Genomic DNA, 25299 nt, shown 5'->3' on the forward strand with positions numbered 1-25299 from the left:
GGAGTGGCCGAAGCAGAGAGCTCGCGGTTGAAGCCGCTCCCCCAAAATTCGCTTCCACATGCGGAGCAGCTCACCCACGAGCCCCACCCGCGGACGGATTGCCGGTGTCGCGCGACGGCCGCGTTACTTGCGCTCGTCCGCCGTGGCGTCGCGCGCAGCGCGGAACTCGGACGCCTTGTCCCAGTTCGGCCAGCGGTCGGAGTTGGCCAGGTCGCTGCCCACCGTGTAGAGCAGCTGCAGGTCGCGCGCCATGCCGGTGAAGGCCCAGCCCGCTTCCCATTCGTCCGCCGGCTGGTGGTAGCGGTTCGCGGTGTATTCCGCTGCCGCTGCCTTGCCCGCGGCGACGCCGCCGTCGACCATGTCCTCGCCCGACCCGAACGACACCGCCGGCACGCCGCGCTTGGCAAACGGGAAGTGGTCGGAGCGGAAGAAGTAGCCGGCCTCGGGCTTGGAATCGGTGGCGTAGCGCAGGTTCCACAGCTTCGCCGTCTCGACCAGCTGGTCGAGCAGGTCCTGCTTCGCGCTGCCGGAAGTGGAGAAGTCGTGCGCCGGGCCGTGCGGGTCGAGCGCATCCATGTTGAGTACCGCGACCGTCTTGCCAAGCGGGTACAGCGGCTTCGACGCGTAGTACTCGGAGCCGAGCAGGCCCTTCTCCTCGGCGGTGACGTTGAGGAACACCAGCGAGCGCTTCGGCTTTTCCGCGGCATTCGCGAACGCGCGCCCCATCTCGATCAGCGCCACGGTGCCGGTGGCGTTGTCGACCGCGCCGTTGTAGATGCGGTCGCCCCTGGCGTCGGGCTCGCCCACGCCCAGGTGGTCCCAGTGGGCGCTGTAGACAACGGTCTCGTCGGGGCGTTCGCTGCCGTCGATGCGGCCGACGATGTTGTACGAGGTGATGACCTGCGAATCCACCGCGTACTTCGCCGAGAACGTCTGGCCTTTGAGCTCCACCGGCTTGAAGTCGCGAGTCTGCGCCTGCTTCTTCAGCGCCTCGAAGTCGAGGCCGGCGTCCTTGAACAGCTGGACCGCGAGGTCGCGCTGGATCCAGCCTTCCATCTGCGGATGCGTGTCCGATGGCTTTTCGCGCACGACGTCGAACATGGTGTTGGTGTTGGAATTCTTCACCGTCGCCCAGCCGTAGGACGCCGGTTCGGTTTCGTGGATCACCAGCATGCCGGTCGCGCCCTGGCGCGCGGCTTCCTCGTACTTGTAGGTCCAGCGGCCGTAGTAGGTCATCGCCTTGCCGCCGAAATCGCCGTCGCCGGTTTCGAAGTCCGGGTCGTTGACCAGCACCAGCGCGACCTTGCCCTTCAGGTCGACGCCCTTGAAGTCGTCCCAGTCGCGTTCCGGGGCGGTGACGCCGTAGCCGACGAAGACGATCGGCGCGTCCTTGATCTCCACCGACGTCGAGCCGTCCATCGCCGCGCGGATCGCGACCTGTTCGCCCTGCGAAAGCGGCTGCGGCTTGCCGTCGATGGTGACCGACAGCGCCGGCTCGCCGCTGATCTGCGCGCGCAGCAGCGGCACCGCCTGGGTCCAGCTGCGCTTGCCGTCGACCAGGTCGCCACCCGGCTGCAGCCCGGCGGCCTGCATCTGCGCCACCACATAGTCGATGGTCTTCTTCTCGCCCGCGGTCGCCGGGCCGCGGCCCTCGAATGCGTCGGACGACAGTGTCTTGACCATGTCGGACATGCGCTGCGGATCGAACGTAGGCGCGTCCGCGGGAGGCGCGGCGATCGCCGGCGACAGCACCAGCGTGATCGAGAGGGACAGCAGCGAGGCGGCAAGGCGTGTCATGGCGTACCCGTGGAGAGAGCCCGTTCGGCTGGTGCCGATGGTAGCAGCGACGGCGATTGCGGCTCATCCGGTCGGCGCGGCCCATCCGCGCGTGCAGGCTCGACGCCCCGTCAGCGCGGATCCGGAGGCGGCATCTCGTGGCGCACGTGCAGGAACCGGGCAAAGCGCGGCACGCCCCTGGCCGATACGCCGTTGTAGCGGTAGGTGACGAAGCTGCCGACCGGCGGCGGCGCGGCGCGCTGGGCGTCGCTGAACCCGGAGCCGATGCGGAAGCGCAGCCCGTCCGCGCGTTCGACCACCAGCGCGCCGAGCATGCCGCGGTATTTGCCCTTGCCCGGCGTATGCGCGACCACCCGCGCCTCGGCATCGCTGTACGGCTTGTACTTGAGCAGGTCGTCGCTGCGGCCGATCCGGTAGCGGGCATCGCGACGGTGCAGCATCAACCCTTCGCCTCCGCCGGCCACCACCGCTGCCAGGCGCGCGTCGAGCGCGTCGGCGTCGCGGACGCGGAACTGTTCCACCGGACGCAGCCAGGCGATGTCCGCCTTATCCAGCAGCGTGCGCATGTGCCGTACGCGCGATTCGAACCGGCCCGGGTCGTCCGGCAGGTCGAAGACCATGAAGCGCATCCGCCGCCAGTCGCGGTCGACGGCGCGCTGCGCGCGCACGATGCCGCTGGCCTCCTCGAAATGCCCGCGGCCGATCCACAGCTCGCCGTCCATCGCCACCGGTGGCCAGCCCGCGGTGAACCACGCCGGCGCATCGATCCGCTGGCCGCCGCGCGTCCACAGCGCGCGACCGTCCCAGCGCCCGCGCACGCCGTCGAGCTTCTCGCTGACGAAATAGTCGCCGACGTCGAGCCCGGCGTGGTAGCCCGTAGCAAGCATCAGTCGGGGCGGCGCCGCACCTTCGGCGAACGCGGCCGCTGGCGCCAGCCAGGGCAGCAGCACGAGCAGCAGGAAACAGGTCAGGCGCATGGTTCCTTCCTTGGAATGCGGGAGGTGGTCGCGCCGCCGCGGGCGCAGCAACAAGGCTATCCGGGCGGCCGCCAGCAGACAGTCGGCCCATGGCGCTGCGCATGCCGGCGATCGCCGCAATCGGGGGTCGGGAAATCCCCACCTGCGCCCCGCGTTCACGCCGCGTCCATGACCCGGAACCGCGCGTGACCATGGATGCCCCGCTTCATCCGAGGTTGCCGCGGCGGCGCCAACACTGCAGTTCCCTCCACAGGAGCCGAACGACATGAAACCTGCATCGCTGCTTGGCATCGCGCTGGTGTGCGCCACCGGATTCGCGCTCGCGCAGGACGGCCTGACCGAGGCCCAGGTCCGCGCGAAGCTCGAAGCGCAGGGCTATACCAAGGTCAACGACATCAAGTTCGAGGACGGCGTGTGGAAGGCAGACGCCCGCAGCGCCGACGGCAACCGGGTCGACGTGCGCATCGACGCCGAGACCGGCACGATCCGCCCCGACGAGCTGGTCGCCAACCTGACCGAAGCCGACGTGCGCGCAAAACTCGCGACCGCCGGTTACATCAACGTCCATGACGTCGACTACGAGGACGGCATCTGGAATGCCGAAGCCGACGACCCGGCCGGCAGGGACGTGGAACTCAAGATCGATCCCGTCACCGGCGCGGTGATGGGCAAGGAAAAGGACTGACGCACCAGGGGCGCGCCCCGCGGGGCGCGCCTCGTTCGCGGTTCGACGCGCGGCAGGCCGCGTTGCGCTTGCCGCGCGGCTTTGCGCAGCGCGACGCGCATGTTCCTGGCGCGCGCGTCATCGATGCATTGCGCTGGCCGCTTCGTAAGGCAGCTGCTCGGCGCCGGCTTCGCGCAGCGCCGCTTCGGCCGCGGCCATCACCCGGGGCGTCTCGTCGACGACGAGCAGGACGCGCCCGGCGCGGATCTCGGATTCGAAGCGGCGATGCACTTCGTCCGGCACCATCGAACCGATCAGCGCCGTGACCCAGCTGCCGACCGCCGCGCCGATCAGCGTGGTGATCGCGACACCGGCGATGGTCAGGCCGATCGCCGGCACCACCACGCCGACCAAGCCGCCGACCAGGCCGAGCGAACCGCCGGCCATCGCCCCGCGCGCCGCCGCAGGCATGAAGTCGTTCTCGGCGTTGCGCAGGTCGGCGGGGACTTCTTCCATCTCGATGGCCGAGTCGGCGATCAGCGAGATGTCGTGCTCGCCGATGCCGGCGCGCCGGGCGGCGGCGATCGCGGCGGTGGCCTGCGCGACCGAGCCGGTCACGAATACGTGTCGCGTCTTCATCGATTCCTCCTGGCCAAGGCCGGTGGGAGATGCAAGATGAAATCGGCTGTGGCGAGGCTAGGCGCCGGCATGGAAAGGACGCGTGATGCGGCTCGCCGGTGCCGGCGCCAAGCCGCGCATTCGCGCATTCAGGGGCCTCGATGCGCGTCGTGCGCGGGGGCCGGTTGCCGCATCAGGCGCCGACGCGGCGCCGCACCGCGTCCACGTCGCGCACTGCGCGCACTTCCAAGCAACCCACGCGCGCCCACGGGAACTGCGAGGCGATCTGCACGGCTTCGTCCATGCTGTCTGCCTCGATCAGGTTGAAGCCTCCGAGGATTTCCTTGGTCTCGGCGAACGGGCCGTCGACCACGCTGGTGCGGCCGTTGCGGATGCGCACCGACTTCGCGGTCGACGCGTCCTCGAGCTGCTGGAAGCCGAGCAGCTTGCCGTCCGCCTTCAGTTCGTCGGCATGGCCGAGGCAGGTGCGCATCATCGCGTCGGGTTCGCCGGCGGGCAGGGCTTCGAGCAGTGCGTTGTCGATGTAGACCAGGGCCAGGAACTGCATGCCGTGCTCCGGGGTTGGGAGAGGGTGCATTATGGCGTCCGCGCGCGGGCCGCGCCGGTTGGACCGGATCTTCCCGCATTCGGGACAGTCGCGGCGCGCGCGCTCCGGTAGGATTCGTGTCCCCCTGACGGCTCGCTCCCGCATGCAACCCATCATCTCGATCGAGCAACTCGGCAAGACCTACGCTTCGGGCTTCCAGGCACTCAAGTCGATCGACCTGGAGATCCGCCGCGGCGAGATCTTCGCCCTGCTCGGGCCCAACGGCGCCGGCAAGACCACGTTGATCAGCATCGTGTGCGGGATCGTCAACGCGAGTAGCGGCCGGGTGACGGCGGATGGCCACGACATCGTCCGCGACTACCGCGCCGCGCGGGCGAAGATCGGGCTGGTGCCGCAGGAGCTGTCGACCGACGCGTTCGAGAGCGTGTGGGCGACGGTGCGTTTCTCGCGCGGCCTGTACGGCAAGCCGCGCAACGACGCCTACCTGGAGAAGCTGCTGCGCGACCTGTCGCTGTGGGACAAGCGCGACAGCAAGATCCTCGCGCTGTCGGGCGGCATGAAGCGGCGCGTGCTGATCGCCAAGGCGCTGTCGCACGAGCCTTCGATCCTGTTCCTCGACGAACCCACCGCCGGCGTCGACGTCGAACTGCGCCACGACATGTGGCAGATGGTGCGCGACCTGCGCGGGCGCGGCGTCACCGTCATCCTGACCACGCACTACATCGAGGAGGCCGAGGACATGGCCGACCGCATCGGCGTGATCAACAAGGGCGAGCTGGTGGTGGTCGAGGACAAGGACGTGCTGATGCGCAAGCTGGGCAAGAAGCAGCTGACGCTGACCTTGCAGGCGCCGCTTGAACGCGTTCCGGCTGAACTTTCGGGGCTGCCGCTGGAGCTGTCCGAAGACCGCCAGTCGCTGGTCTATACCTTCGACACCCAGACCGACGAGACCGGCATCGCCGCGCTGCTGCGGCAGCTGGGCGCGCACGGGATCGACTTCAAGGACCTGCATTCGAGCGAGAGTTCGCTGGAGGAGATCTTCGTGAGCCTGGTGCACGGCAGCCGTGCCGACGCCTCGGCACTGAAGCCCTCCCCTTCAAGGGGAGGGTTGGGTGGGGATGGGTTTCCCCCAAGCCCCATCGAAACCCATCCCCATCCCCGCCTTCCCCTTGAAGGGGAAGGAGACAAGCAGGGGAGCCAGCAATGAGAATGAACTGGCCCGCCATCCGCGCCATCTACCGCTTCGAAATGGCGCGCACCTTCCGCACCATCACCCAGTCGATCGCATCCCCGGTGCTGTCGACCTCGCTGTACTTCGTGGTGTTCGGCGCGGCGATCGGCTCGCGCATGGGCGACATCGACGGCGTGAGCTACGGCGCCTTCATCATCCCCGGCCTGATCATGCTGTCGCTGCTCAACGAGAGCATCTCCAACGCGTCGTTCGGCATCTACATGCCGAAATGGTCGGGCACCATCTACGAGCTGCTGTCGGCGCCGGTGTCGTTCATCGAGGTCATCATCGGCTACGTTGGCGCGGCCACCACCAAGTCGGTGATGCTCGGCGTGCTGATCCTGGCCACGGCGCGCCTGTTCGTGCCTTACGAGATCGCCCACCCGCTGTGGATGCTGTGCTTCCTGGTGCTCACCGCGGTGAGCTTCAGCCTGTTCGGCTTCATCATCGGGCTGTGGGCCGACGACTTCCAGAAGCTGCAGGTGATCCCGCTGATGGTGGTCACGCCGCTGACGTTCCTGGGCGGTGCGTTCTACTCGATCTCGATGCTGCCGCCGGTGTGGCAGAAGATCACCCTGTTCAACCCGGTGGTGTACCTGATCAGCGGTTTTCGCTGGAGTTTCTACGGCATCGCCGACGTCAACGTGGCGATCAGCGTCGCGGCGATCCTCGGCTTCCTCGCGCTGTGCCTGCTGGTGGTGTGGTGGATCTTCCGCACCGGCTGGAAGCTCAAGTCGTAGGCGGTGCGCCGTCCTTGAACCAGGGTTCCACCGTGCCCTTGACCTTCACCGTCATCGGGTTGCCGCGGCGGTCCAGGGTCTTGCCGAACGGCAGTCGCACCCAGCCTTCGCTCACGCAGTATTCCTCGACGTTGGTTTTTTCCTGGCCGTTGAAGCGCACGCCAACGCCGCGTTCGAGCGCCGCGGCATCGTGGAATGGACTGCGCGGATCGCTGGACAGGCGGTCGGGAGGGGTCTGGCTCATCTGGATTCTCCGCACGGCGGCAGCGCCGTGAAACGGGAAGGATAAGCGCTCTGGCCATGGCCGGGACATGAAAAAAGGTCCGTCCCGGGGGAGCGGCCGAGGTCCAGGCACGCCTCATCCCTTGACGCGATGTTGCGCAGCTGCGCGTGGGCCTGTTCTTCCAGTTGCACGCTGCGCACCCAGCCCTTGATCGGCATCGCGCTGCCTTCGGCGTGCAGCAACTCCTGCTGCGTGGTTTGCATGTTCATCTTTCCACTCCACTCGCGCTTTGTGAAATCCATTGCGGACAGTCCTTTGGCATGGGCGCCGGCGTCGGCGGATCGCTGCTCATGCGGATGCCGCCGATTGCCGCTCCGTGCGCACGTGGCCTTGCCGGGTGCGGGCAACGCAGGCGCTGTTGGCCGTGGCATCCGGGTGATTGGGCATGCATTCGGGGTGGCGCAAGAGGCATACCGACCGTCTGCGCGTCGAGGGGCATGACGCTTGGCACGCGCCGGAAGCGCGCGACAGGCGCAAGCTGCCCACGCTCCTTCCCCTAACGGAGTGTCCGCCATGAACGCCCGCCGACCACCCAACAAGAAGCCGCTTCCCAAGGGCCGCCGGACCCGGCCCGAACCGCCGCCCGTGCCGACTGCCGAGCCGGTGACGCACCTGCATCGCCAGCGCGATTTCGGCATCGGCTATGGCAACAGCAGCGGCTATGGAACCGACCTGCATTACGTCGACGGCCACGTCGATCCGATCTTCCGCTGCACCTGACTGGCCCCGCGGAGGCGGCGATGGCTGCTCCGCCGCCTGCTTCGACTGCCTGTGGCCTCAGCGCGCTTCGCGCCGCCCCTGTGCGCGCGCGTTGGCGATCACCCGCCGCATCAGCGCGCGGTCGTGGTGGCGCGAGATCGCGACGGCGCCAAGCGTGATCGCGCGCTCGCGCAGCTGTGCGGTGACGTCGTAATGCGCGCCGCTGGTCTTGTCCTGGAACGCGCGCCGCGGGATGCCCAGCTGCGCGGCGAAGTCGTGCAGCTCCTCCAGCGTGTCGGCCATCAGGTGCGCCCAGCGGTGGCCGCGCCAGAGGGTGACCGCGTCGTCGACGTAGACCGTCATCGCGGGTGCGATTCGAGGCCGCCGGCGATGCACGGCGCGGCGTTCAATCCGCGTGTCCGCGCGGTTCGACGTGGATGGTGATCGACGACTCGGGGAACTCGCGGCGCAGTGCATCCTCGAGGTCGTCGCACACCGCGTGCGAATCGTCGACGCTCATCGTGCCGGGCACGCGCAGGCTGAAGTCGATGAAGGTCAGGCGCCCGGCGTGGCGCGTGCGCAGCTCGTGAACATCGTTGGTGGGGCCGCGGGTGGCGGCGATGATCGCCTCGATGCGGGCGACGTCCTCCGGCGGCAGCGCGGCGTCCATCAGCCCGGCGACGCTGGCCTGCATGATCTTCCAGCCCGCCCACAGGATGTTGAGCGCGACCAGCGCGGCGATCGCGGGGTCGAGCCGGGTCCAGCCGGTCAGCGCCACCAGCGCGACGCCCACGATCACGCCCGCCGACGTCCACACGTCGGTCATCAGGTGCTGGCCGTCGGCGGCCAGTGCCGGCGAGCGCAGGCGCCGGCCGCGACGGATCAGCAGCGCGCCCCAAGCCAGGTTGATCAGCGTCGCCGCGCCGCTGATCGCCAATCCCAGCGCGGGTGCGTCGATGGGTTCGGGTGCGAAGAAGCCCCGCCACGCCTCGCGCAGGATCGCCAGCGCGGCGAGGATGATCAGCACGCCCTCGAGTACCGCGGAAAAGTATTCGGCCTTGGTATGGCCGTAGGGGTGGTTGTCGTCGGCCGGCATCGCGCTGACCCGGATCGCGATGAACGCGGCGATCGCGGTGGCGACGTTGATGATGCTTTCCAGCGCGTCCGAGTACAGCGCCACGCTGCCGGTCAGCTTCCAAGCCAGGAACTTGAGCCCCAGCACCAGCATGCCGACGCCGATACTGGCCAGCGCCAGCCGGTAGATCGTCGCGTGCGCGGACGCTTGCTTGGGGCTGGAGTCGGGGCCGCTTTTCATCGACCTGGCGCAGGAACGGGTCGCGACACTTTAGCGAAACAGCGTCGCGCCCGCTCGTCGCGTGGCAAGGTGCATGCCACGCGACTGCCGCCCGGTCACGCCGCCGGCTTGCCGAATTCCTCGCGCAGCCAGTCGTCGATCAGCTGCTTTTCGTAGCGCAGCGAGTCGCTGTTGGTCGGGCGCATGGTGCGCTGCAGGTAGCCCAGGTCCGAAAGCTTGCGCGAGCCCTGTGCGAGCACTTCGCCGTCGGCGCCGACGAGCTTGAAGTCCAGCGCGATGCGCGGCGGGTAGATGTCGCGCATGTAGCGGATCGAACTGGCCTGCGCGCCGTGCCACGGCTCGAACTCGCCGGCACGCTCGATGTCGGTGATGGTGACCTCGAGCCGCTCGCCCGTGGGCAGGCGGGTGCTTGCGCGCTTGCGCAGGTACTTGGCCAGGTCGGCCACCCAGGTGCCGCGGCGCGCTTCCCAGGGGTTGCTGCTGCGCAGGATTTCGTTGAACTGCGCAGGATCCGTCCACTGTACGGCGACCGCGCCGTCGGCTGGCAGGCTGCGGGGCGCGTCGGGATCGGTGACGTTGGAGGATTTTGCCGGAACGGTGCCGGTAACCAGCAGGCCTGCGAGCAGCCAGGCGATCGATGCGGTGGCTTTCATGGATACCTCCTGTCGGCGCGTAAACCCGATCCTGCCCCTTTTACGAGGCATTTGCACGCATGCTGCCGCCCGGTGCTGGCCCAGGCGTCAGTGCCGCGCGGCGGCGCGGGCGCGTTCGACCAGCGGCTGCAGCGCGGCGAGCCTGGGTTCGATGAGTGCGGCGTGGCGGCGCCATTTGTCCGCGCTCGGCGGGGTCAGGGTGTAGCGCGACAGCGGCAACTCTTCGCCGAGGGTGCGGTCCCAGCCGAACCCGGCCCACTCGCACAGGCGCATGGTTTCGCCCTGCGGGTCGCGCACGAAGCGGTCGTAATCCAGGCCGATCCGGCAGTCGCCTGGAAGGGCATCGAGGTCATCGAGCAGGATCTGGCTCGTCCGCGCCCACTGCGCGGCAACGATGTCCTCGACCGGCTTGCCCGACAGCTCGCGCCAGCCCGGCACCAGCAGGAACGACCACGCAGGTCCCTGCCACCCCGGCAGCGCGGGATAGGTGCGGAAACCGCCGGAGTGCCAGCCGTCGAGCATGCTGCCCAGCACCTGGTGCGGGTCGCGATGCAGGTAGATGAAGCGTGCGTCCGGGAAGACCTTGCGCAGGAGCGGGATGCGCAGCGCGTTCTTCGGCGTCTTCTCCAGCATCCGCACGGGCGCAGGCGCGGGCGGGTGGCGCTCGCGATCGCGCAGCGCGGCCAGGAAGCGCTGCCGCAGCTGCGCGGCCACGTGCTCGTCGGCATCGCTTGCCTGCAGGCGGTTGGAGTCGAAACCACGCTGCGCGGGGTCCAGCGCGGCGATGCCTTCGATCAGGCCGTGGCTCTCGTCGCCGATGGTAAACACGCCCGGCGCCGACGCCAGGGTTTCGAACAGCAGGGTCGAACCCGAACGCGGCGGGCTGACGATGAACACCGGGCGATCGAACGTGGCTTCGGCGCGGCTCGCGGCTGCGTCGCGTGGCGTGGCCGGCGCGGCGTCCGTCCCTGCCAGCGTGCCGTGGTGGTCGCGGCGCGCTTCGTCCTGGCCGCTCGCACCGTCGGCCAGCGCCACCTCGAACAGGCAGGCGGTCAGCGCATTCATCAGGCCGGTTTCGTTGCGCAGGCCGATCTGCTCCACGCCCAGCGCCACCAGTTCGGCGTGCAGCGACTGCAGCAGCGCGCGATAGCGCGGCCAGCCCGCGCGATCCTCGCCATGGCAGGCCCACGCGGCCTGCCAGTGGCGGGTGAAGGTCGACAGCGCGCGCTGGATCGGCCCCAGCCGCGGATCCGGCACCGCTTCGCGCAGCAGGAACGAGACGTGCTCGCGGACTTCCCACGGCGTCATCACCACCGGCACGTTGGTCGACTCGAAGTCTAGCGTGGGCGCGGGCGCCTGGCGGTCGTAGCCGACGAAGCGCGGATTCCACGGCCGCCCGGAGGCATCGGTGACGCCGACCGGCCGCCCGCCTTCTGCGACCTGCTGCCAGAAGCGTTCGCCGCCCACGGTGTCCATCACAAGGTGGATGCGGTCGACGTCGCCGGTGTTGACCACGCCGTGGCGGCGCCAGGTGTCGAAGATCCAGCATTCGCCGGCACCCATGTTCACGTCGGAATCGCCGCAATGGAAACGCACCGCAGGCGTGGTCACGATCGGCACGTGGACCCGCATGCGCTCTTGCCAGTAGTAGTTGGTGTCGACGTGCGCGGCCAGGTGCGAGCGGCCCGACAGGCGCATCAGCCGCGACCGCCCCCAGGTCGCGCCGAGCGCGTCCATGACCTGCATGATGTATGGGCAGCGCTCCAGCCACGGCGTCGGCCGCATGTCGCCGCCGAGTTCATCGCTCTCCACCGCGCCGCCGGTGGTGATCAGGGGCAGGGCGCTGTTGCCCGCGACCCCGCCCATGCGCGCGCGCCAGCACGATTCGTCGAGCGCGAGCACCTCGCGCGCCAGCGCATCGGCGTCGAACTGGATCGGCAGTTGCATGAACGGGAATTGCAGTTTCATCGGGTCGTCGGTTCGCGCCCGCGGGGGAATGCGGATCGACGCAATGTTAACCGACCACCCGAGCGGCCAGCCTTCCGGCACACCGCCGCCTGCAAGGCTGCAGAGGTTGGCGCGCGCATGGGTCGGCGTCGCGGGCCGGTCGTTCGCGATCGGCCGGATTCGCGCCGCCCGGGAGCGCAGGCTTCAGGCAGCGGTGCGGCGTGGCGTCCGCGCGGCCGCGATGCTGCCGGGGCCACCCTGGCGGCCCCCGGGGATGCCGGTCAGGCCGCGCGCGGCAGGGCGTGGTCGTCCTGCTGCAGGCGCTGCACCGCATCGTGCAGCGCGTCGCCGAACTCGCCGGCGCTGGACAGGATCCGCAGCACGTCGCGGCCGTCGAGCGCGCGGCCGAAATCGAAGCCGGTTTCGATCAGGCGGCCGCCGTGCAGCCGCACGTCTTCGCCCCAGCCGGCGCCGATGCCGCCGCCCAGGTCGATCCCGAGCTCCAGCGTGCCCAGCGCCGCGTTCTCGTAGTCGCCGGCAGCGACTTCGCGGCGGATGCGCCAGGCGTCGGCGCCGCGGCCGCTCCACACGCTGATGTCCTGCAGCACGCGCGCGGCGTTCGAATCCGGTGGCGCCAGTTCGGACGCGACCTGCGCCGCCAGCACGGCGGTGCCGTCGAGCGCGGTGTCGACGCGGCCGCCGGCCACGTCGCGACCGACCTGCACCGCCTGCTCCGCGTAGCCGATGACGCGTTGCGCGGTGGTGGCCCAGCCGGCGTCGGCATTGCCGGCGATGTCGGCGCCCAGCGAAACGGCCCGCCGCGCGGCCTCGGCATACGCGCCGTCGCGGACCTGGCCGGCGATCTCCCAGGCGCTTTCGCCACGGCGGCTCCAGGTCTCGATCTGGCGGCCGATGGCCCAGTCGTCGCGGGTGTCACCGGCATCCGGCGCGCGCACCAGGCCCGAGTTGGCGAAGTCCCAGGCGATGTCGTTGATCACGCCCGGGGCGACGTCGAACACCTGCTCGATGCGGCCGGCGCGGATGTCGTCGACGATGCCCACCACCTTCGTGCCGTGGTCGAGCCACTGCTGCACGGTGGCCGGCCAGCCGGAATTGGGGTCGAAGCCTTTGCCATCGAATTCCTGCGTGGCGACCGCGCCGGCCAAGGCCGACGCCTGCTCGAACGCCGCCTGGTACTGGCCGCGGGCGACGTGCGTGCCGACTTCCACCGCCGTGCCCGCGTACTGCAGGTAGCGGGCCACGTCCGGCGTTTTCCCTTCGGCCGAACCGCTGCCGAAGGCGGTGTCGAGCGCGGTGTAGACGCGCGCGCCGCCGGCCAGCGCGCCGGCGATGTCGCCGTGGCGGATGTCGTCGACCACGTCCACCACCTGGTCCAGCTGGCCGGCGTTGGCCTGCACCTGGCGCGCGATGTCGGCGACCTTGCCGCCGCCCTTGATGTCGCCGGCCACGTCCGCGACCAGGCCAGCGGCCTTGTCCACGGCGCTGACGAACTCGCCATTCTTGATGCTGACGTAGACCTGCTCGCCGACCAGCACCCGGTTCGACCACTCGCCGACCCTGGTGGCGACGTCGGCCACCGCGTCGGCGGCGTCGCCGATGACGCCGGCGGCCGAGCCCACCAGCGAGGCAGCCGCGGAGACCACCCCCATCACGTTGCCGGACTTGATCGCCTGCACCCCGGCCTGCACGCCCTGCGCGGCCTTGCCGACCATGCCGGCGACCTTGGCCACGCCCGCGGCGACGCCGGACACCGCCTTGCCGGCGATCGCACCGGCGCCGCCGGCGACCGCGCCCGCCACGCCGATCACGGCCTGCAGGAAGTTCTTGTTCTTGACCCCTTCGACCACTGCGATCACGCCGCTGATGATGCGCGCGGGAATCGCGATCCACGGGATCGGGATGAAGCTGCAGACCGCCAGCAGCGTCTTGCCGAACTTGCCGAAGAAGCTGCCGATGCCCGAAAACAGGCTGCCGAAGAAGCCCTTCTTCTTGACCTTGCACTCGGTGACGTTGCCGTTGCCGTCGACGCTGAACTCGACCTTGTACTTGCCGACCCTGGTCTTGTGGCTGCCGGCCGGGCCGGCCAGCGCACCCATCAGTTCGTCGTACTTGGCGCGGACCTCGGCCTCGCTCATCTTCTTGAAGGCCTTTTCCGGGATCTTCAGCTCCATCCACAGCTGGTCCTTCATCTCCTGCACGGTCAGCGGCGGCGGCTCGGGCCTGGACATGGCCTGCAGCGTGTCCAGCGACTGCGCGATGCGGTGCTGCTGCTGGATCGCGTCGGCCGCGGTGTTGACGAAGCGCGCGGCGCCGGCCAGCAACGGCGCCGGAAGCGTGGCGGCGTTGCCGGCGAGCGTGGCCAGCGTGCCCAGGGCGGCGGGCGAGAACGTCAGCAGCCCGGATGCCGGCGCCGGCGCGGCGCGCATCAACAGGGTCGAGATCTCGCCGTGCAGCTGCGACTGCGCGACTTCGAGCGAGCCGTGGCGCAACGCCGCGTGATGGGTGACGAAGACCGAATAGTCGTTCCACAGCATCGGCGTGCTGCTGCCGGCGGTGGCGGCCTGCGCTCGCGGCTGCGCGGTGAACGCGGTGCGCGCGTGGTCCGGCGTGCCAGTGGGGATGTCGGCCTGCAGGCGCTGGACGAACTCCTGGCGCGCGATCGCACCGTCCGCCGAAGGCAGCGACCGTGGTGCCGCGTCATCCAGGGCCGGCGACGCGCCGGTCCGGGTGTCGACCGTGGTGTCGTGCCCGTCGGCTGCCGACTGCGCTGGCTCGTGTTTGCCGATCTCGCCATAGCGGGCGGACATGTCGCTGGTCTGGATGTCGACGCGGAAGTTCATGGCGTTTCCCCGGGCACGAAGATGGCAAGTGCACAGATACCCATCCGTACGGAGTCGCGACAACCCGGGGCTGGCCCCAGCACGGGCCGACCCTAGGGACCGGAAATGGCTTGATTCCTCCCGTTTCAGGCGCATTTTCCCGGTACCCGTCCCCGAGGATTCAGCCATGGCCGATGCCGGCAGCCCCGCGATCCGCGTCGATTTCGTCTCCGACGTCTCCTGCCCGTGGTGCGCGATCGGCCTGCAGGCGCTGGAACAGGCGATCGCGCGCGTCGACGGCGTGGCGGTGGAGCTGCACTTCCAGCCGTTCGAACTCAACCCGCAGATGCCGGAGGCGGGCGAGGACGCGATCGAGCACCTCACCGCCAAGTACGGCATCAGCGAGGCGCAGGCCAGGCAGAACGGCGAGGCGATCCGCAGTCGCGGCGCGGAGCTGGGCTTCACCTTCGACATGGATCGCAGGCGCCACGTCTGGAACACTTTCGACGCCCATCGCCTGCTGCACTGGGCCGGGCTGGAAGGGCTGGACCGGCAGCGCGCGCTCAAGCACGCGCTGCTGCGCGCCTACTTCACCGACGGCGAGAACGTTTCCGACCACGACACGCTGGCGCGGCTGGCGGCGTCGGCCGGGCTCGACGGCGCGCGTGCGCGGGCGATCCTTGCTTCGGACGAATACGCCGACGCGGTGCGCGAGCGCGAGCGCCACTACACCGGCGGCGGCATCAGCGCGGTGCCCTCTGTGATCTTCAACAACCGCCACCTGGTGCAGGGCGGCCAGCCGGTGGACGTCTTCGAACGCGCGCTGCGACAGCTCGCGGCCGGGGCCTGAGCGCGAACCGGATGCGCCGCCTGCGACCGCCGCGCGCGCGATATGCTCGTGCGATGCGCCTGGCCCTGATCACCGCCTGCCTGCTGCTGCCGTCCGTGTTCGCGACGGCATCGGCGCAGGAGCTGTTGCCGCGCCTGCTGGCGGCGGCGCCGGACATCGATCCGGAAGTGCTGGCGCTGGCGCTGGAAGCGCGCGAATGCGCGATGTCGGACGCAGCGGTGGACGGTCCGCAGCGACTGGCGGTCATCGACTACACCCTGCCGTCGACGCGCAAGCGGCTGTGGATCTTCGATCTGCACAAGGCCGCGCTGCTGTACGAGGAGCACGTGGCCCACGGACGCGGCAGCGGCGGCAACATGGCCACGCGCTTTTCCAACATCGAAGGCAGCTACCAGTCCAGCATCGGGCTGTTCGTCGCCGCCGAGACCTACCAGGGCGAAAACGGATATTCGCTGCGGCTGGACGGGCTGGAGCCGGGCATCAACGACAATGCGCGCGAGCGCCTGCTGGTGATGCACGGGGCGGACTACGTCGATCCGGCGCAGGCGCGCAGGCAGGGCCGGCTCGGGCGCAGCTGGGGATGCCCGGCGGTGCGCAAGTCGGTGGCGCACGGCGTGATCGACAGCCTCAAGCAGGGGCAGCTGGTATTCGCCTACGCCGAAGACGCGGCGTGGCTGAACGGTTCGCGCTACCTGCACTGCGACAAGCCTGAACGCGGCGGGGCGCACTAGGACGCCTTCACGCATCGTGTGCGGCCCGACTGGGCAGCATCGGTCCACCATCATGCAGGACCGCTTCGATGAGCCGACACATGTTTCGCATTGCCCCCCTGGTCATCGCGCTGTGCGCGCTGCCCGGCCTGTCCGTCGCTGCCGACGCGCTGACGCCTGCGGCGGTCAACTCCGCGGAGGCCACGGCGGGCGACGCGGGCATCCTGCGCGCGCAGGTGCTGCTGGACCGCGCGCTGTTCTCGCCGGGTGAAATCGACGGCGGCGCAGGTTCCAACACCACGCGTGCGATCCGCGCGTTCCAGCGCAACCGCGATCTCGATGCGAACGGCGAGCTCGATGCGCCGACCTGGCAGGCGCTCAACGCCGGCGCGCCGGAGGTGCTGGTGGAGTACACGATCGCAGCCGAAGACGTTGCCGGTCCGTTCGCGAAGCTGCCCGAGGACACGGCCGCCAAGGCCGGCCTGCCGGCGCTCGGCTTCGAGTCAGCGCTGGAACTGCTGGGAGAGAAGTTCCACGCCAGTCCGAAACTCCTGCAGCAGCTCAATCCCGACGCGGACTTCGCCAAGGCGGGCACGACCATCGTGGTGCCGAACGTCGCCGGCGTCGCGGCGCCCGGCAAGGCCGCCAAGGTGGTGGTCGACAAGTCGGATTCCAGCGTGGCGATGGTCGACGCCGCGGGCAAGGTGATGGCGCTGTTCCCGGCTTCGACCGGCAGCGAGCACGACCCGCTGCCGGTCGGCGAGTGGAAGATCCAGGGCGTTGCGCGCGACCCGAAGTTCCACTACAACCCGGAGCTGTTCTGGGACGCCGAAGCCAAGGACGAAAAGGCCACCCTGGCCGCGGGGCCGAACAATCCGGTCGGCGTGGTCTGGATCGACCTGTCCAAGCCGCACTACGGCATCCATGGCACGCCCGAGCCCGCGAAGATCGGCAAGACCGAATCGCACGGCTGCATCCGGCTGACCAACTGGTCGGCGAAGCTGCTGTCGGATTCGGTGGCGCCGGGAACGCCGGCCGTGTTGCAGGAGTAGCTGCGTGCTGCGCGCGCTGCTGATCCTGCTGATCGGCGTGCTGGTGGGCGCGAACGTCGTGTACTTCGCGATGACCCGATCGGTGCGGGACGCCGGCGTGCAGCGAGATGCCCGCGTGGAGCCGGCTGAGCGCTTGGCGCAGCATGACAGGATCGATGCCGGGGACGCTGCAAGCGTGGCGGTAGCTCCGACGGCCGAACCCGCATCGGGCGCGCAGACGCCGCGGTCCGCGCGTCCGGACTCTTCGCCGGCGCCCGTCGACGCGGTGCGCGCCGCCGCCTCGAAGCCGGCCGGATTGATCGTGCCGGTCAGGGGCGTTGCCGCGGGCACGCTCGTCGACACCTACACGGACGCTCGCAGCGAGGGCCGCAGCCACGATGCGATCGACATCATGGCGCCCGCCGGGACGCCGGTGCTCGCGGTCGCCGACGGCAAGGTCGAGAAGCTGTTCACCAGCGACCGCGGCGGCCTGACGGTCTACCAGTTCGAGCCCGGCGGCCGCTATGCGTACTACTACGCGCACCTGCAGTCGTACGCCGCGGGATTGCACGAGGCGCAGCGGATCCGGCAGGGCGAGGTGATCGGCTACGTCGGCAGCACCGGCAATGCGAGTGCCTCCGCGCCGCACCTGCATTTCGCGATTTTCCTGCTGGGCCCGGAGAAGCGGTGGTGGGAGGGGACCGCGATCAATCCGTACCCGCTGCTGCGCGCAAGCGCACCCTGAGACAGCCAACCGCCCGAACCCGGGGTCGTGCAAGAGCGATCCAGCCGCGCGTTGTGTCCCCGCGTCTGCGCGTTCACGCGTCCGTCGTGCTCGGAGGAATGCAAGCCAGCACTGCTGATGGACGCGTTACGCTGCCTGGCGTGTGGAGGGCGTCGCCAGAATCACCGCGAGGCCGGAAAATCCCTCGCAGCCGATCCCTGACGTCCCGCGCGAGGCAACTGCCGGAGCTTGCGGCTGCAGCCGCTCCCGGTTGGGTAGCACGGGATCGCCGAACGGTGCGAGTCGGCCGCTGCGCGCTGGACCGAGCTTGCGGCTTTCGCCGCGCACACGGCGCTGCGCAGGATGTTATTGCGGCTTCTGCAACAGCGGTGTCAGCGATTTCCACACGTGGTCGCGCAGCGCCGGCTGCGCGCCTGCGACCGGATGCAGGTTGTCGTCCTGGAAGTTGCCGCGGTCGGCGGCGATCGGTTCGAGCAGGAACGGCAGCAGCGCGACGTCGAAGTGCGCGGCGAGGTCGCGATACACCTGTTCGAAGCCGTTGGCGTAGTCGGCGCCGTAGTTGGGCGGAATGCGCATGCCGACCAGCAGCACCTTCGCGCCCACGTACTGCGATGCGCCGATCATGCGCGCCAGGTTGCGGCGCATCTCGCGCAGCGGCAGGCCGCGCAGCCCGTCGTTGGCGCCCAGTTCGATCACCACCACCGCGGGCTTCACCCGCAGCACCTCGCGCACGATCCGCGACGATCCGCCAGCGGTGGTCTCGCCGCTGATGCTGGCGTTGACCACGCGCCAATCGGGCTTGCGCTCGGCGACGCGCCGCGCGGTGAGCGCCACCCAACCCTGGTCCGCGGCCAGTCCGTAGCCTGCGGCGAGCGAATCGCCCATGACCAATATCGTCGGCGGTATGCCCGGCACGGGCCTGGGCGGCTCCTGTGCAAGCGCCGGCAGCGTCAACAGCAGGACGAGCAGGCCGATGGCCCATTGAAATGGCCGCCATGGCGCCGCATAAGAAAACTTCATCTGTCGTCTCCGGAGGGGCAGGCGATGAACGCATGACGAGTGACGGCATCTTCCTGCCGTCATTCCGAGCGCAGCAAGGGATCCTGTCACTCCGAGAAAGATCCCTCGCTGCGTTCGGGAAGACAAGAAGCCGGGCGCGAATGCTTCGGCGACAGCCCGTACGAAGACAGCCCGTACGAACCAGCGATGCCCGCACCCCGGTAGTGATGGCGACCTGTCCCCGCCGGTTCAAGGCCGGCCCGGGCACAATTGCCTCATGGCGCATGGATGCGGCTGTCGCCCCCTTTCCCGCCAACCGATCCGGATCTTCCATGCCCGACGCCGCCTCCCCCGCAACGCAGAGCCGCACCGCCCTCGATGTCGCCAACCTCGGCAAGCGCGTGCCGCTGCCCTCGGGCGAGCTGACGATCCTCGAGGACATCGGCTTTTCCATCGCATCCGGCGACAGCGTCGCCATCGTCGGTGCATCCGGTTCGGGCAAGAGCACGCTGCTGTCGCTGATGGCCGGGCTCGACGTGCCCAGCAGCGGCGAGGTGCGACTCGACGGCGCGCCGATGTCGGCGCTGGACGAAGACGGGCGCGCGAAGGTGCGCGCGGACAAGGTGGGCTTCGTGTTCCAGAGCTTCCAGCTGCTGCCGTCCCTCACCGCCCTGGAGAACGTGATGCTGCCGCTGGAGCTGCGCGGCGACGCCGATGCGGAAGGCCCGGCGCGCGCGACGCTGGCCAAGGTCGGGCTGGCCGAGCGGCTCGCGCACTACCCGCGCCAGCTGTCCGGCGGCGAACAGCAACGCGTGGCGCTGGCGCGCGCCTTCGTCACCGGGCCGTCGCTGCTGCTGGCCGACGAACCCACCGGCAATCTCGACACGCACACCGGCGAGGCGGTGATCGAGCTGCTGTTCGCGATGAACATGGAGGCCGGCACCACGTTGGTGCTGGTCACCCACGACGAACACCTCGCCGCGCGCTGCAGCCGCGTGCTGCGGCTGGACGGCGGCCGGCTGGTGGGCGCATGAAGCTGCCTCGGCTGGCATGGCGGCAGCTGCGCCGCGACCTTGCTTCCGGCGACATCCGCATCCTGATCGCCGCGCTGACCCTGGCGGTGGTCGCGGTGACCGCGATCGGCTTCGTCACCGACCGCGCCGAGCGCGCGCTGGCGATCGAGGCCAACCGCCTGCTGGGCGGCGACGCGGTGCTGCGCGGCGACCAGCCGATCTCCGGCGCGCTGCGCGAGGCGGCGATGGCGCCGGGCCTCGCACACACCGAGACGGTCGAGTTCCAGAGCATGATCCGCGTCGGCGAGGGTGCCGACGCCAACCTGCGCCTCGGCGACCTGCGCGCGCTGGGCGAAGGCTTCCCGCTGCGCGGCCGCTTCGTGGTCGACGATGTGCGCGGCGAACACGACGCCGGCGGCATTCCCGCGCCCGGCACGCTGTGGATGAGCCGTGCCGGCGCCGACCAGCTCGGTGCACGCCCCGGTGATGCGGTGTCGATCGGGCAATCGCGGCTGACGCTCGCCGCGCTGGTGGTGCAGGAACCCGACGCGGCGATGGACTACTTCAACGTCGCGCCCAGGGTCTTCCTCAACCTTGCCGACCTGCCCGCGACCGGGCTGGTGCAGGAAGGCAGCCGCATCCGTTACCGGCTGGTGGTGGCCGGCGATGCCGCGGCGGTGGAACGATTCACCGGCGTCGCGAAGGCTTCGCTCGGGCGCGGCCAGCGACTGGAAACCATCGCCGACGCGCGTCCGGAAATCCGCTCCGCGCTCGACCGCGCCGGCCGCTTCCTCGGCCTGGCCGCGCTGGTGTCGGTGGTGCTGGCCGCGGTCGCGGTGGCGATGGCCGCGCGCCGCCACGGCGAGCGCCACCTGTCGGGCGCGGCGGTGATGCGCTGCCTCGGCGCAAGCCAGCGCACGCTGGTGGGCATCCACGTCGGCGAAATGCTGCTGCTGGGATTGTCCGCATCCGCGCTGGGCGTGGCGATCGCGTTCGTCCTGCAGTGGGCGGTGGGCGCGTGGCTGGCGCAGGCGCTTGGCCTGTCGATTCCGCCCGCGGGCTGGCTGCCGGCGCTGCAGGGGCTGGCGGTGGGCATGGTCGTGCTGCTGGCCTTCGCCGCGCCGCCGGTGCTGGCGCTGCGCCGGGTGTCGGCGCTGCGCGTGCTGCGGCGCGACCTCGACCGCGCCGAACCGGCCGCGTGGGCGGTGCTGCTCTCGGGATTCGCCGGGCTGGCCGCGCTGGTGTGGTGGAAGGCGGGCTCGGCCACGCTCGGCGGCGCGATGCTGCTGGGCATCGGCGCCACCCTCGGCGCGCTGGCGCTGCTGGCGTGGGCCATGATCGCGCTGGTGCGGCGGATGCGCGCGCGCCTGCGCGGCGCGCTGCGTTACGGGCTGGCCAACGTGAGCCGCCGCGCCGGTTCGTCCATCGCCCAGGTGACCGCGCTCGGGCTGGGACTGATGGCGCTGCTGCTGCTGACCTTCGTGCGCACCGACCTGCTCGATCGCTGGCAGCTGTCGCTCGCCCAGGACGCGCCCAACCGCTTCATCATCAACGTGCAGTCCGACCAGGTGCAGCCGGTGCGCGACTTCATCGCCGCGCAGGGATTGGCCGCGCCGACGCTGGTACCGATGGTTCGCGCGCGGCTGATTGAGCGCAACGGAACGCCGGCGCGCGGCGAGAGCGTGGCCGAACGCGTCGAGGCCGAGGGCGGCGACGCGCGGCAGGCGCAGCGACGCGCCGAGCGCGAGTTCAACCTCTCGTTCGCCGACGCGCTGCGCGACGACAACAAGGTGGTTGCCGGCAAGTTCTGGCGCACGACGCGCCCGGCACGGCCGGAGCTGTCGGTCGAAGAAAAATTCGCCGCGTCGCTGGGCTGGAAGCTTGGCGACCGCATCACGTTCGACATCGCCGGCCAGCGATTCACGGGGCGCATCACCAGCCTGCGCAGCATCGACTGGGAAAGCTTCCGGCCCAACTTCTTCGTGCTCGCCTCGCCCGGCGCGCTCGATGGCTACCCGGCCAGCTACATCACCGCGGTCAGCGTGCCGGTATCGAAGCCGCGCTTCACCGCAGGACTGGTGCAGCGCTTCCCGAACCTGTCGGTGATCGACATCGACGTGGTGCTCAAGCAGGTGCGCTCGATCGGCGACCAGGTCTCGACCGTGGTCCAGGTGGTGTTCTGGTTCGCGTTCGCCGCCGGGGTGCTGGTGCTGCTGGCCGCGGTCGGCGCCAGCCAGGACGAGCGACTGCAGGAGGGCGGCGTGATGCGCGTGCTCGGTGCCAGCCGCGGCCAGCTGCGGCTGGCACAGGCCTCGGAGTTCGCGGCGATCGGATTGCTGGCCGGGCTGGTCGCGGCGATCGCGGCGTCGGTGCTGTCGGGCGTGGTCGCGCGCGAAGTCTTCGACCTGCCGTGGCAGCCGAACTGGGCGATGGCCGCGGCCGGCGGCGCGCTGGGCATGGCCGCGGCGCTTGCGGCCGGCTTGTTCGCCACGCGCCGCGTGGTCGACGCGCCGCCGTCGGTGACGCTGCGCGAGATCGACGGCTGAGGCGAGCCTCCAGGGGTTGGACCGTGCGCCCGGACCACGCCTCCGGGTGCGGAAGCGTCATTCGCAGATCGCAATGCTGCTTGATCGCTGGTCGATCACCAGGACAAGGTCCTGGAGTGCATGTGCCCCGACGAGAAGCTCGGGATAGTCATCCGAGACACGCACCTCGACGTTGGAAAGCGTGGCGCTGCCGATTCGGAAGGGCCCGGGAATCGTCGAGCGCCCGGTCTTGATTCCGCCATTCATGAGCTGGCCGCGCCCGGCCTGCTCCAGCGGGTTGGCGGCGACCTTCTCGTAGAGGGCCCGGGGAAGAACGAAGGTCACGTTGGCGCCGGTATCCAGGTTGCCTTCGGTCCTCAGTTCGCCAATGGAAACCGGGATGCGGAACGCGCGCGCATAGGTGAGCACGTTCTCCTGTGCAGGCGACAGCGCACGCGTCCGGCTGAACGACAGCGTCCGATCCGGATAATCGATGACCAGCACGCCATCGCCGAAGAATTCCCGCGCGATGATCCCGGAGAACGTGGCGCCAGGCGACATGCTGCTGCCGTAATCCCGGGTGATGACGTCGAGGTTCCGCCGGGCCAGGCCGCCGATCTGCACCGAGTCGAGATGGACCATGTCGACCTTCGCGGTCTGCACGCCGTCGGAGGTGGTCGTCTGTCCCTTGACTGCCAGGCCCAGCGAGGAGGCCAGGCTTGCGTCCGCCCGGGCCATTCCGCTTGCGCCGGTGTCGACGCCGAACCTCATGGGGCCGCGCCCGTTGACCCTTGCCTGCACGTAGATGCGCCCGTCCACGACCTCGAACGGCACGCGCATCAAGACTTCGGCTGCAGGGATATCGACCAGGTCGCAGGCATCTGGCCGAGCCGTGGCGGCATGGGCGCGGCCCGTGCCAGGCAACGCGACTGCAACCAGGATCAGCGGCGCGATCATGCTGATCGGCGATCTGTCACGGCTCGGCAACATGGTTTTCCCGGATGTTGTCGTGGATGCCCGCGCGTGCCGTCGCGTGGTCAGTGCGGGCGCGGCGTTTCGGCATGCGCGTTCCACGCGCGTTTGCGTGGAACGGATGTCGCCTGCGGCCATGCGCGCCGCGTGGCGACTACTTCAAACGACGGCTGGCAAGGTAGTAGGCAAGGTTGCCAAATCCCACCGCGGCGAGCAGCACGGCGAACGTGCCGGCGTTGGGCTCGGTCCAACCGCTGCCCTGGACGATGGCGAAGCCGGCGGCCAGCGCCACCAGCACGATGCCCCAGCGCAGCGAACCGTGACGGCGGCGCAGTTCCTCGCCTTCGAGGATCGATTGCACCAGGGCTTCGGAGCCGTTGGATTCGACCATCTGCCGGCGCACGCGCGCATCTACGACGGCCTTGATCGCATAGGCGATGCAGATGAACAGGGTGATGGGAATCAGGATCTCGAAGTTCATGGCGGGGTTTCCGGGTGGGTGTCGGGGCTTGTGCGGACCTTGGATACGGCCGTGCGGCCTGCGGTTGCAACGGGGCTGGCCCGATGTCGTCCATGCCCGGCGGTTGCAGGCCCCATGGTGCTTGCAACCGTGGGTGCGCCCGGCGTATCTCCATGGTCATGCAGGCAGCCCGACCCATCGACCCGGCCGCGGACGCGGCGCCGGAAGCGCGCGCGCTGGTCGAAGCCGTGCTCGCCGGCATGCCGGGGGCGTTCGAGCAGCTGGTGCGCGACCACCAGGGGCTGTGCTGGCACGTGATCCAGCGCATGGTTCGGCACCCGGAGGACACCCGCGAGCTGTGCCAGGACACCTTCCTGCGCGTGCACCGCTACCTGCACCAGTACCGCTTCGATGCGCCGCTCAAGTCGTGGATCGCGCAGGTGGCGTACTCCGTGGCCAAGCGCCATCTCGAGCGCAGGCGCATCCCGCTGGCCGAAGCGATCGACGGTGACGGCCTGTCGCTGGCCGAGGCGGTGGGCGACTGCCATGACCTGGAGGCTTCCATTGCCGACGACGACATCAACCGCCACCTGCACGCGGCGATCGAAGCGCTGCCGCCGCTGCAGCGCACGCTGCTGACGCTGTACCACCTGGAGGAGCTGCCGATCCCGGAGATTTCACGCATCACCGGGATCGCCGAAGGCACCATCAAGAGCCACCTGTTCCGCAGCCGCCGGCAACTGCGAGCGCTGCTGGAACCGAACATCGGAGTGAGCGCATGAACACGCCGGATCAGGGCACGCCCGGCCAGGACACACCCGGCATGGCGCGCGATGCACGCGAACCGGAAGCGCAGGAGTGGGCCGCGCAGGAGCGCGCGCGGCAACAGGTGCGCGACGCCACGAGCACGGCATCGCCGGACGCCGCCGACGCCGCGTATCGCCGCATCGCCGCGGCCCTGCGCCATCCGCCCCGGGTCGAGCTGCCAGTGGATTTCGCCGCCCGCGTCGCGCGCATCGCCGAGGCGCCGGTGCCGGCGCCGATTCCGGTTCCGGTTCCGGAAGGCATGCGGCCGCGCTTGCTGTCGCAGTCGGGCGCGTTCGAACAGGCGCTGCTGCGCGCGCTCGTGGCCGTGTTCGCGCTGTGCGCGCTGGCGGCGGGGCTGGTCTATGGCGCCAGCGTGTCCGCGCAGTTGCAGGCGGCGATCGGCGTGCAGGGCGTGGAATGGACGGTGCTGCTGGCCGGATGCCTCGGGCTGTCGTGGTCGTTCGAGTGGCTGCGTCGCCGGGCTGGCCACGACGGCACGCGCCCGGCCTGAGCGCGCGCCGCCGGCGTCGCTACGACACCGTGTCCACGCTGCTGGCGCCGAAGCGGCGCGCGTAGCCGCGTTCCTCGCTGATCCGCCGGACCTCGGCATCGGCCAGGTCCGGCGCGCCGTATACCGCATAGACCGCGCTGTCGCCCTGCTTTCCGACATGGTGCAGGCGGTAGCGCGATTGCCCGCTGCCGGTGCTGGGCGGGTAGTTCAGCGGCGGCTCGGTGCCGTCGATGTTCAGTTCGCTGTTGTCCACGGTTCCGCCGACGAAAAGTGCGCGCATCGCTGACTCCGGTGTGCTGGGATGATGTGGCCATCGTGCCGGCCGCCGCGTTCGTTGTCGATGA

26 protein-coding genes and 1 pseudogene are annotated in these 25299 nt (G+C 69.9%); 12 read left to right on the top strand and 15 right to left on the bottom strand.

Going from position 1 to position 25299, the window contains the following annotated elements:
- Positions 1-123: 123 nt before the first annotated feature.
- Together H570_RS0104550 and H570_RS0104555 are read right to left on the bottom strand one after the other, a co-directional pair.
- On the bottom strand, positions 124-1797 hold the full coding sequence (locus H570_RS0104550) for a M28 family metallopeptidase (protein ID WP_027079706.1): 1674 nt from the start codon (positions 1795-1797) through the stop codon (positions 124-126).
- A gap of 110 nt (positions 1798-1907) precedes the next feature.
- Positions 1908-2774: a DNA ligase gene (locus H570_RS0104555; RefSeq protein WP_036135090.1), complete on the bottom strand. Its 867-nt coding sequence runs from the start codon at positions 2772-2774 to the stop codon at positions 1908-1910.
- A gap of 265 nt (positions 2775-3039) precedes the next feature.
- Between H570_RS0104555 and H570_RS0104560 the strand changes: the two genes are divergently transcribed.
- Positions 3040-3459 carry a PepSY domain-containing protein gene (locus H570_RS0104560; RefSeq protein WP_027079708.1) on the top strand — a complete coding sequence of 140 codons (420 nt, stop codon included), beginning with the start codon at positions 3040-3042 and terminating at the stop codon, positions 3457-3459.
- A gap of 117 nt (positions 3460-3576) precedes the next feature.
- Here H570_RS0104560 and H570_RS0104565 read toward each other — a convergent pair whose 3' ends face one another.
- Both H570_RS0104565 and H570_RS0104570 read right to left on the bottom strand, forming a co-directional pair.
- Positions 3577-4077 (bottom strand): hypothetical protein, encoded by a 501-nt coding sequence (locus H570_RS0104565; protein ID WP_027079709.1) that lies wholly within the window; start codon positions 4075-4077, stop codon positions 3577-3579.
- Between the two features lie 172 nt (positions 4078-4249).
- Complete coding sequence (locus H570_RS0104570) at positions 4250-4624, bottom strand: YciI family protein (protein ID WP_027079710.1); 375 nt, start codon at positions 4622-4624, stop codon at positions 4250-4252.
- Positions 4625-4766: 142 nt separating this feature from the next.
- Here H570_RS0104570 and H570_RS16410 point away from each other — a divergent pair.
- Together H570_RS16410 and H570_RS0104580 are read left to right on the top strand one after the other, a co-directional pair.
- A pseudogene (locus H570_RS16410) lies at positions 4767-5690 on the top strand (ABC transporter ATP-binding protein); the annotation flags it as partial.
- Between the two features lie 143 nt (positions 5691-5833).
- Complete coding sequence (locus H570_RS0104580) at positions 5834-6595, top strand: ABC transporter permease (protein WP_027079711.1); 762 nt, start codon at positions 5834-5836, stop codon at positions 6593-6595.
- Here the strand turns inward: H570_RS0104580 and H570_RS0104585 are convergent.
- A complete protein-coding gene (locus H570_RS0104585; RefSeq protein WP_027079712.1) occupies positions 6585-6839 on the bottom strand; it encodes a DUF3297 family protein in 255 nt (84 codons plus the stop codon). The two genes, H570_RS0104580 and H570_RS0104585, sit on opposite strands and share 11 nt — an antisense overlap.
- Complete coding sequence (locus H570_RS19655; RefSeq protein WP_483804013.1) at positions 6836-7087, bottom strand: hypothetical protein; 252 nt, start codon at positions 7085-7087, stop codon at positions 6836-6838. Before H570_RS19655 ends, H570_RS0104585 begins: the two co-directional genes overlap by 4 nt.
- A 304-nt stretch (positions 7088-7391) precedes the next feature.
- Here H570_RS19655 and H570_RS0104595 point away from each other — a divergent pair, with 304 nt between their 5' ends.
- A complete protein-coding gene (locus H570_RS0104595; protein WP_027079714.1) occupies positions 7392-7598 on the top strand; it encodes a hypothetical protein in 207 nt (68 codons plus the stop codon).
- A gap of 57 nt (positions 7599-7655) precedes the next feature.
- Here H570_RS0104595 and H570_RS0104600 read toward each other — a convergent pair whose 3' ends face one another.
- From H570_RS0104600 to H570_RS0104625, 5 genes are all read right to left on the bottom strand, one after another.
- On the bottom strand, positions 7656-7940 hold the full coding sequence (locus H570_RS0104600) for a DUF4031 domain-containing protein (protein ID WP_027079715.1): 285 nt from the start codon (positions 7938-7940) through the stop codon (positions 7656-7658).
- Between the two features lie 43 nt (positions 7941-7983).
- Entirely contained in the window at positions 7984-8892 is a 909-nt protein-coding gene (locus tag H570_RS0104605) for a cation diffusion facilitator family transporter (protein WP_084499741.1), read from the bottom strand.
- Between the two features lie 95 nt (positions 8893-8987).
- The gene (locus H570_RS0104610; protein WP_027079717.1) at positions 8988-9545 is read right to left on the bottom strand and encodes a DUF3016 domain-containing protein; all 558 of its coding nucleotides are present in this window, start codon (positions 9543-9545) and stop codon (positions 8988-8990) included.
- A gap of 87 nt (positions 9546-9632) precedes the next feature.
- Positions 9633-11513 carry a sulfotransferase gene (locus H570_RS18085; RefSeq protein ID WP_051176113.1) on the bottom strand — a complete coding sequence of 627 codons (1881 nt, stop codon included), beginning with the start codon at positions 11511-11513 and terminating at the stop codon, positions 9633-9635.
- A 260-nt stretch (positions 11514-11773) separates the two neighbouring features.
- Entirely contained in the window at positions 11774-14353 is a 2580-nt protein-coding gene (locus H570_RS0104625) for a hypothetical protein (protein WP_027079718.1), read from the bottom strand.
- Between the two features lie 166 nt (positions 14354-14519).
- On the opposite strand from H570_RS0104625, the gene H570_RS0104630 reads away from it, so the two are divergent.
- The 4 genes from H570_RS0104630 to H570_RS0104645 all read left to right on the top strand — a co-directional run bounded on the left by H570_RS0104630 (position 14520) and on the right by H570_RS0104645 (position 17668).
- Positions 14520-15182, top strand: coding sequence for a DsbA family oxidoreductase (locus H570_RS0104630; protein ID WP_027079719.1), 663 nt, complete (start codon positions 14520-14522; stop codon positions 15180-15182).
- A gap of 53 nt (positions 15183-15235) precedes the next feature.
- Positions 15236-15913, top strand: coding sequence for a murein L,D-transpeptidase catalytic domain family protein (locus H570_RS0104635; protein ID WP_051176114.1), 678 nt, complete (start codon positions 15236-15238; stop codon positions 15911-15913).
- A gap of 80 nt (positions 15914-15993) precedes the next feature.
- A complete protein-coding gene (locus H570_RS0104640) occupies positions 15994-16944 on the top strand; it encodes a L,D-transpeptidase family protein (RefSeq protein WP_156899837.1) in 951 nt (316 codons plus the stop codon).
- A gap of 7 nt (positions 16945-16951) precedes the next feature.
- On the top strand, positions 16952-17668 hold the full coding sequence (locus H570_RS0104645) for a M23 family metallopeptidase (RefSeq protein ID WP_027079722.1): 717 nt from the start codon (positions 16952-16954) through the stop codon (positions 17666-17668).
- 345 nt (positions 17669-18013) lie between these two features.
- Here H570_RS0104645 and H570_RS0104650 read toward each other — a convergent pair whose 3' ends face one another.
- Positions 18014-18688, bottom strand: coding sequence for an arylesterase (locus H570_RS0104650; RefSeq protein ID WP_084499751.1), 675 nt, complete (start codon positions 18686-18688; stop codon positions 18014-18016).
- A gap of 311 nt (positions 18689-18999) precedes the next feature.
- Between H570_RS0104650 and H570_RS0104655 the strand changes: the two genes are divergently transcribed.
- Complete coding sequence (locus H570_RS0104655) at positions 19000-19701, top strand: ABC transporter ATP-binding protein (protein WP_027079724.1); 702 nt, start codon at positions 19000-19002, stop codon at positions 19699-19701.
- Positions 19698-22226, top strand: a complete 2529-nt coding sequence (locus H570_RS18090; RefSeq protein WP_027079725.1) for an ABC transporter permease — start codon at positions 19698-19700, stop codon at positions 22224-22226. Before H570_RS0104655 ends, H570_RS18090 begins: the two co-directional genes overlap by 4 nt.
- A 57-nt stretch (positions 22227-22283) precedes the next feature.
- Here the strand turns inward: H570_RS18090 and H570_RS0104665 are convergent, their stop codons facing one another.
- Together H570_RS0104665 and H570_RS0104670 are read right to left on the bottom strand one after the other, a co-directional pair.
- Positions 22284-23162, bottom strand: a complete 879-nt coding sequence (locus H570_RS0104665; protein WP_211219075.1) for an aspartyl protease family protein — start codon at positions 23160-23162, stop codon at positions 22284-22286.
- 169 nt (positions 23163-23331) lie between these two features.
- Complete coding sequence (locus H570_RS0104670; RefSeq protein WP_027079727.1) at positions 23332-23658, bottom strand: DUF6249 domain-containing protein; 327 nt, start codon at positions 23656-23658, stop codon at positions 23332-23334.
- 152 nt (positions 23659-23810) lie between these two features.
- On the opposite strand from H570_RS0104670, the gene H570_RS0104675 reads away from it, so the two are divergent.
- Together H570_RS0104675 and H570_RS0104680 are read left to right on the top strand one after the other, a co-directional pair.
- A complete protein-coding gene (locus H570_RS0104675) occupies positions 23811-24419 on the top strand; it encodes an RNA polymerase sigma factor (RefSeq protein ID WP_425411542.1) in 609 nt (202 codons plus the stop codon).
- Complete coding sequence (locus H570_RS0104680) at positions 24416-24955, top strand: hypothetical protein (protein WP_027079729.1); 540 nt, start codon at positions 24416-24418, stop codon at positions 24953-24955. The genes H570_RS0104675 and H570_RS0104680 overlap by 4 nt, the downstream gene beginning before the upstream one ends.
- A gap of 19 nt (positions 24956-24974) precedes the next feature.
- On the opposite strand, the gene H570_RS0104685 is transcribed toward H570_RS0104680, so the two are convergent.
- Positions 24975-25235 carry a hypothetical protein gene (locus H570_RS0104685; protein ID WP_027079730.1) on the bottom strand — a complete coding sequence of 87 codons (261 nt, stop codon included), beginning with the start codon at positions 25233-25235 and terminating at the stop codon, positions 24975-24977.
- Positions 25236-25299: the final 64 nt, after the last annotated feature.

The organism is Luteimonas mephitis DSM 12574 (genome assembly GCF_000422305.1).
Lineage (GTDB): Bacteria > Pseudomonadota > Gammaproteobacteria > Xanthomonadales > Xanthomonadaceae > Luteimonas > Luteimonas mephitis.

What these genes read in the sequence shown, in the direction of transcription:
- H570_RS19655 (WP_483804013.1), bottom strand. Translation starts at nt 7,087, where the DNA reads ATGAACATGCAAACCACGCAGCAGGAGTTGCTGCACGCCGAAGGCAGC.
- H570_RS0104625 (WP_027079718.1), bottom strand. Translation starts at nt 14,353, where the DNA reads ATGAACTTCCGCGTCGACATCCAGACCAGCGACATGTCCGCCCGCTAT.
- H570_RS0104595 (WP_027079714.1), top strand. Translation starts at nt 7,392, where the DNA reads ATGAACGCCCGCCGACCACCCAACAAGAAGCCGCTTCCCAAGGGCCGC.
- H570_RS0104685 (WP_027079730.1), bottom strand. Translation starts at nt 25,235, where the DNA reads ATGCGCGCACTTTTCGTCGGCGGAACCGTGGACAACAGCGAACTGAAC.
- H570_RS0104565 (WP_027079709.1), bottom strand. Translation starts at nt 4,077, where the DNA reads ATGAAGACGCGACACGTATTCGTGACCGGCTCGGTCGCGCAGGCCACC.
- H570_RS0104570 (WP_027079710.1), bottom strand. Translation starts at nt 4,624, where the DNA reads ATGCAGTTCCTGGCCCTGGTCTACATCGACAACGCACTGCTCGAAGCC.
- H570_RS0104680 (WP_027079729.1), top strand. Translation starts at nt 24,416, where the DNA reads ATGAACACGCCGGATCAGGGCACGCCCGGCCAGGACACACCCGGCATG.
- H570_RS0104600 (WP_027079715.1), bottom strand. Translation starts at nt 7,940, where the DNA reads ATGACGGTCTACGTCGACGACGCGGTCACCCTCTGGCGCGGCCACCGC.
- H570_RS0104655 (WP_027079724.1), top strand. Translation starts at nt 19,000, where the DNA reads ATGCCCGACGCCGCCTCCCCCGCAACGCAGAGCCGCACCGCCCTCGAT.
- H570_RS0104610 (WP_027079717.1), bottom strand. Translation starts at nt 9,545, where the DNA reads ATGAAAGCCACCGCATCGATCGCCTGGCTGCTCGCAGGCCTGCTGGTT.
- H570_RS0104580 (WP_027079711.1), top strand. Translation starts at nt 5,834, where the DNA reads ATGAACTGGCCCGCCATCCGCGCCATCTACCGCTTCGAAATGGCGCGC.
- H570_RS0104555 (WP_036135090.1), bottom strand. Translation starts at nt 2,774, where the DNA reads ATGCGCCTGACCTGTTTCCTGCTGCTCGTGCTGCTGCCCTGGCTGGCG.
- H570_RS0104635 (WP_051176114.1), top strand. Translation starts at nt 15,236, where the DNA reads ATGCGCCTGGCCCTGATCACCGCCTGCCTGCTGCTGCCGTCCGTGTTC.
- H570_RS18085 (WP_051176113.1), bottom strand. Translation starts at nt 11,513, where the DNA reads ATGAAACTGCAATTCCCGTTCATGCAACTGCCGATCCAGTTCGACGCC.
- H570_RS0104670 (WP_027079727.1), bottom strand. Translation starts at nt 23,658, where the DNA reads ATGAACTTCGAGATCCTGATTCCCATCACCCTGTTCATCTGCATCGCC.
- H570_RS0104675 (WP_425411542.1), top strand. Translation starts at nt 23,811, where the DNA reads ATGGTCATGCAGGCAGCCCGACCCATCGACCCGGCCGCGGACGCGGCG.
- H570_RS0104640 (WP_156899837.1), top strand. Translation starts at nt 15,994, where the DNA reads ATGTTTCGCATTGCCCCCCTGGTCATCGCGCTGTGCGCGCTGCCCGGC.
- H570_RS0104560 (WP_027079708.1), top strand. Translation starts at nt 3,040, where the DNA reads ATGAAACCTGCATCGCTGCTTGGCATCGCGCTGGTGTGCGCCACCGGA.
- H570_RS0104605 (WP_084499741.1), bottom strand. Translation starts at nt 8,892, where the DNA reads ATGAAAAGCGGCCCCGACTCCAGCCCCAAGCAAGCGTCCGCGCACGCG.
- H570_RS0104550 (WP_027079706.1), bottom strand. Translation starts at nt 1,797, where the DNA reads ATGACACGCCTTGCCGCCTCGCTGCTGTCCCTCTCGATCACGCTGGTG.
- H570_RS18090 (WP_027079725.1), top strand. Translation starts at nt 19,698, where the DNA reads ATGAAGCTGCCTCGGCTGGCATGGCGGCAGCTGCGCCGCGACCTTGCT.
- H570_RS0104665 (WP_211219075.1), bottom strand. Translation starts at nt 23,162, where the DNA reads ATGATCGCGCCGCTGATCCTGGTTGCAGTCGCGTTGCCTGGCACGGGC.
- H570_RS0104630 (WP_027079719.1), top strand. Translation starts at nt 14,520, where the DNA reads ATGGCCGATGCCGGCAGCCCCGCGATCCGCGTCGATTTCGTCTCCGAC.
- H570_RS0104650 (WP_084499751.1), bottom strand. Translation starts at nt 18,688, where the DNA reads ATGAAGTTTTCTTATGCGGCGCCATGGCGGCCATTTCAATGGGCCATC.
- H570_RS0104585 (WP_027079712.1), bottom strand. Translation starts at nt 6,839, where the DNA reads ATGAGCCAGACCCCTCCCGACCGCCTGTCCAGCGATCCGCGCAGTCCA.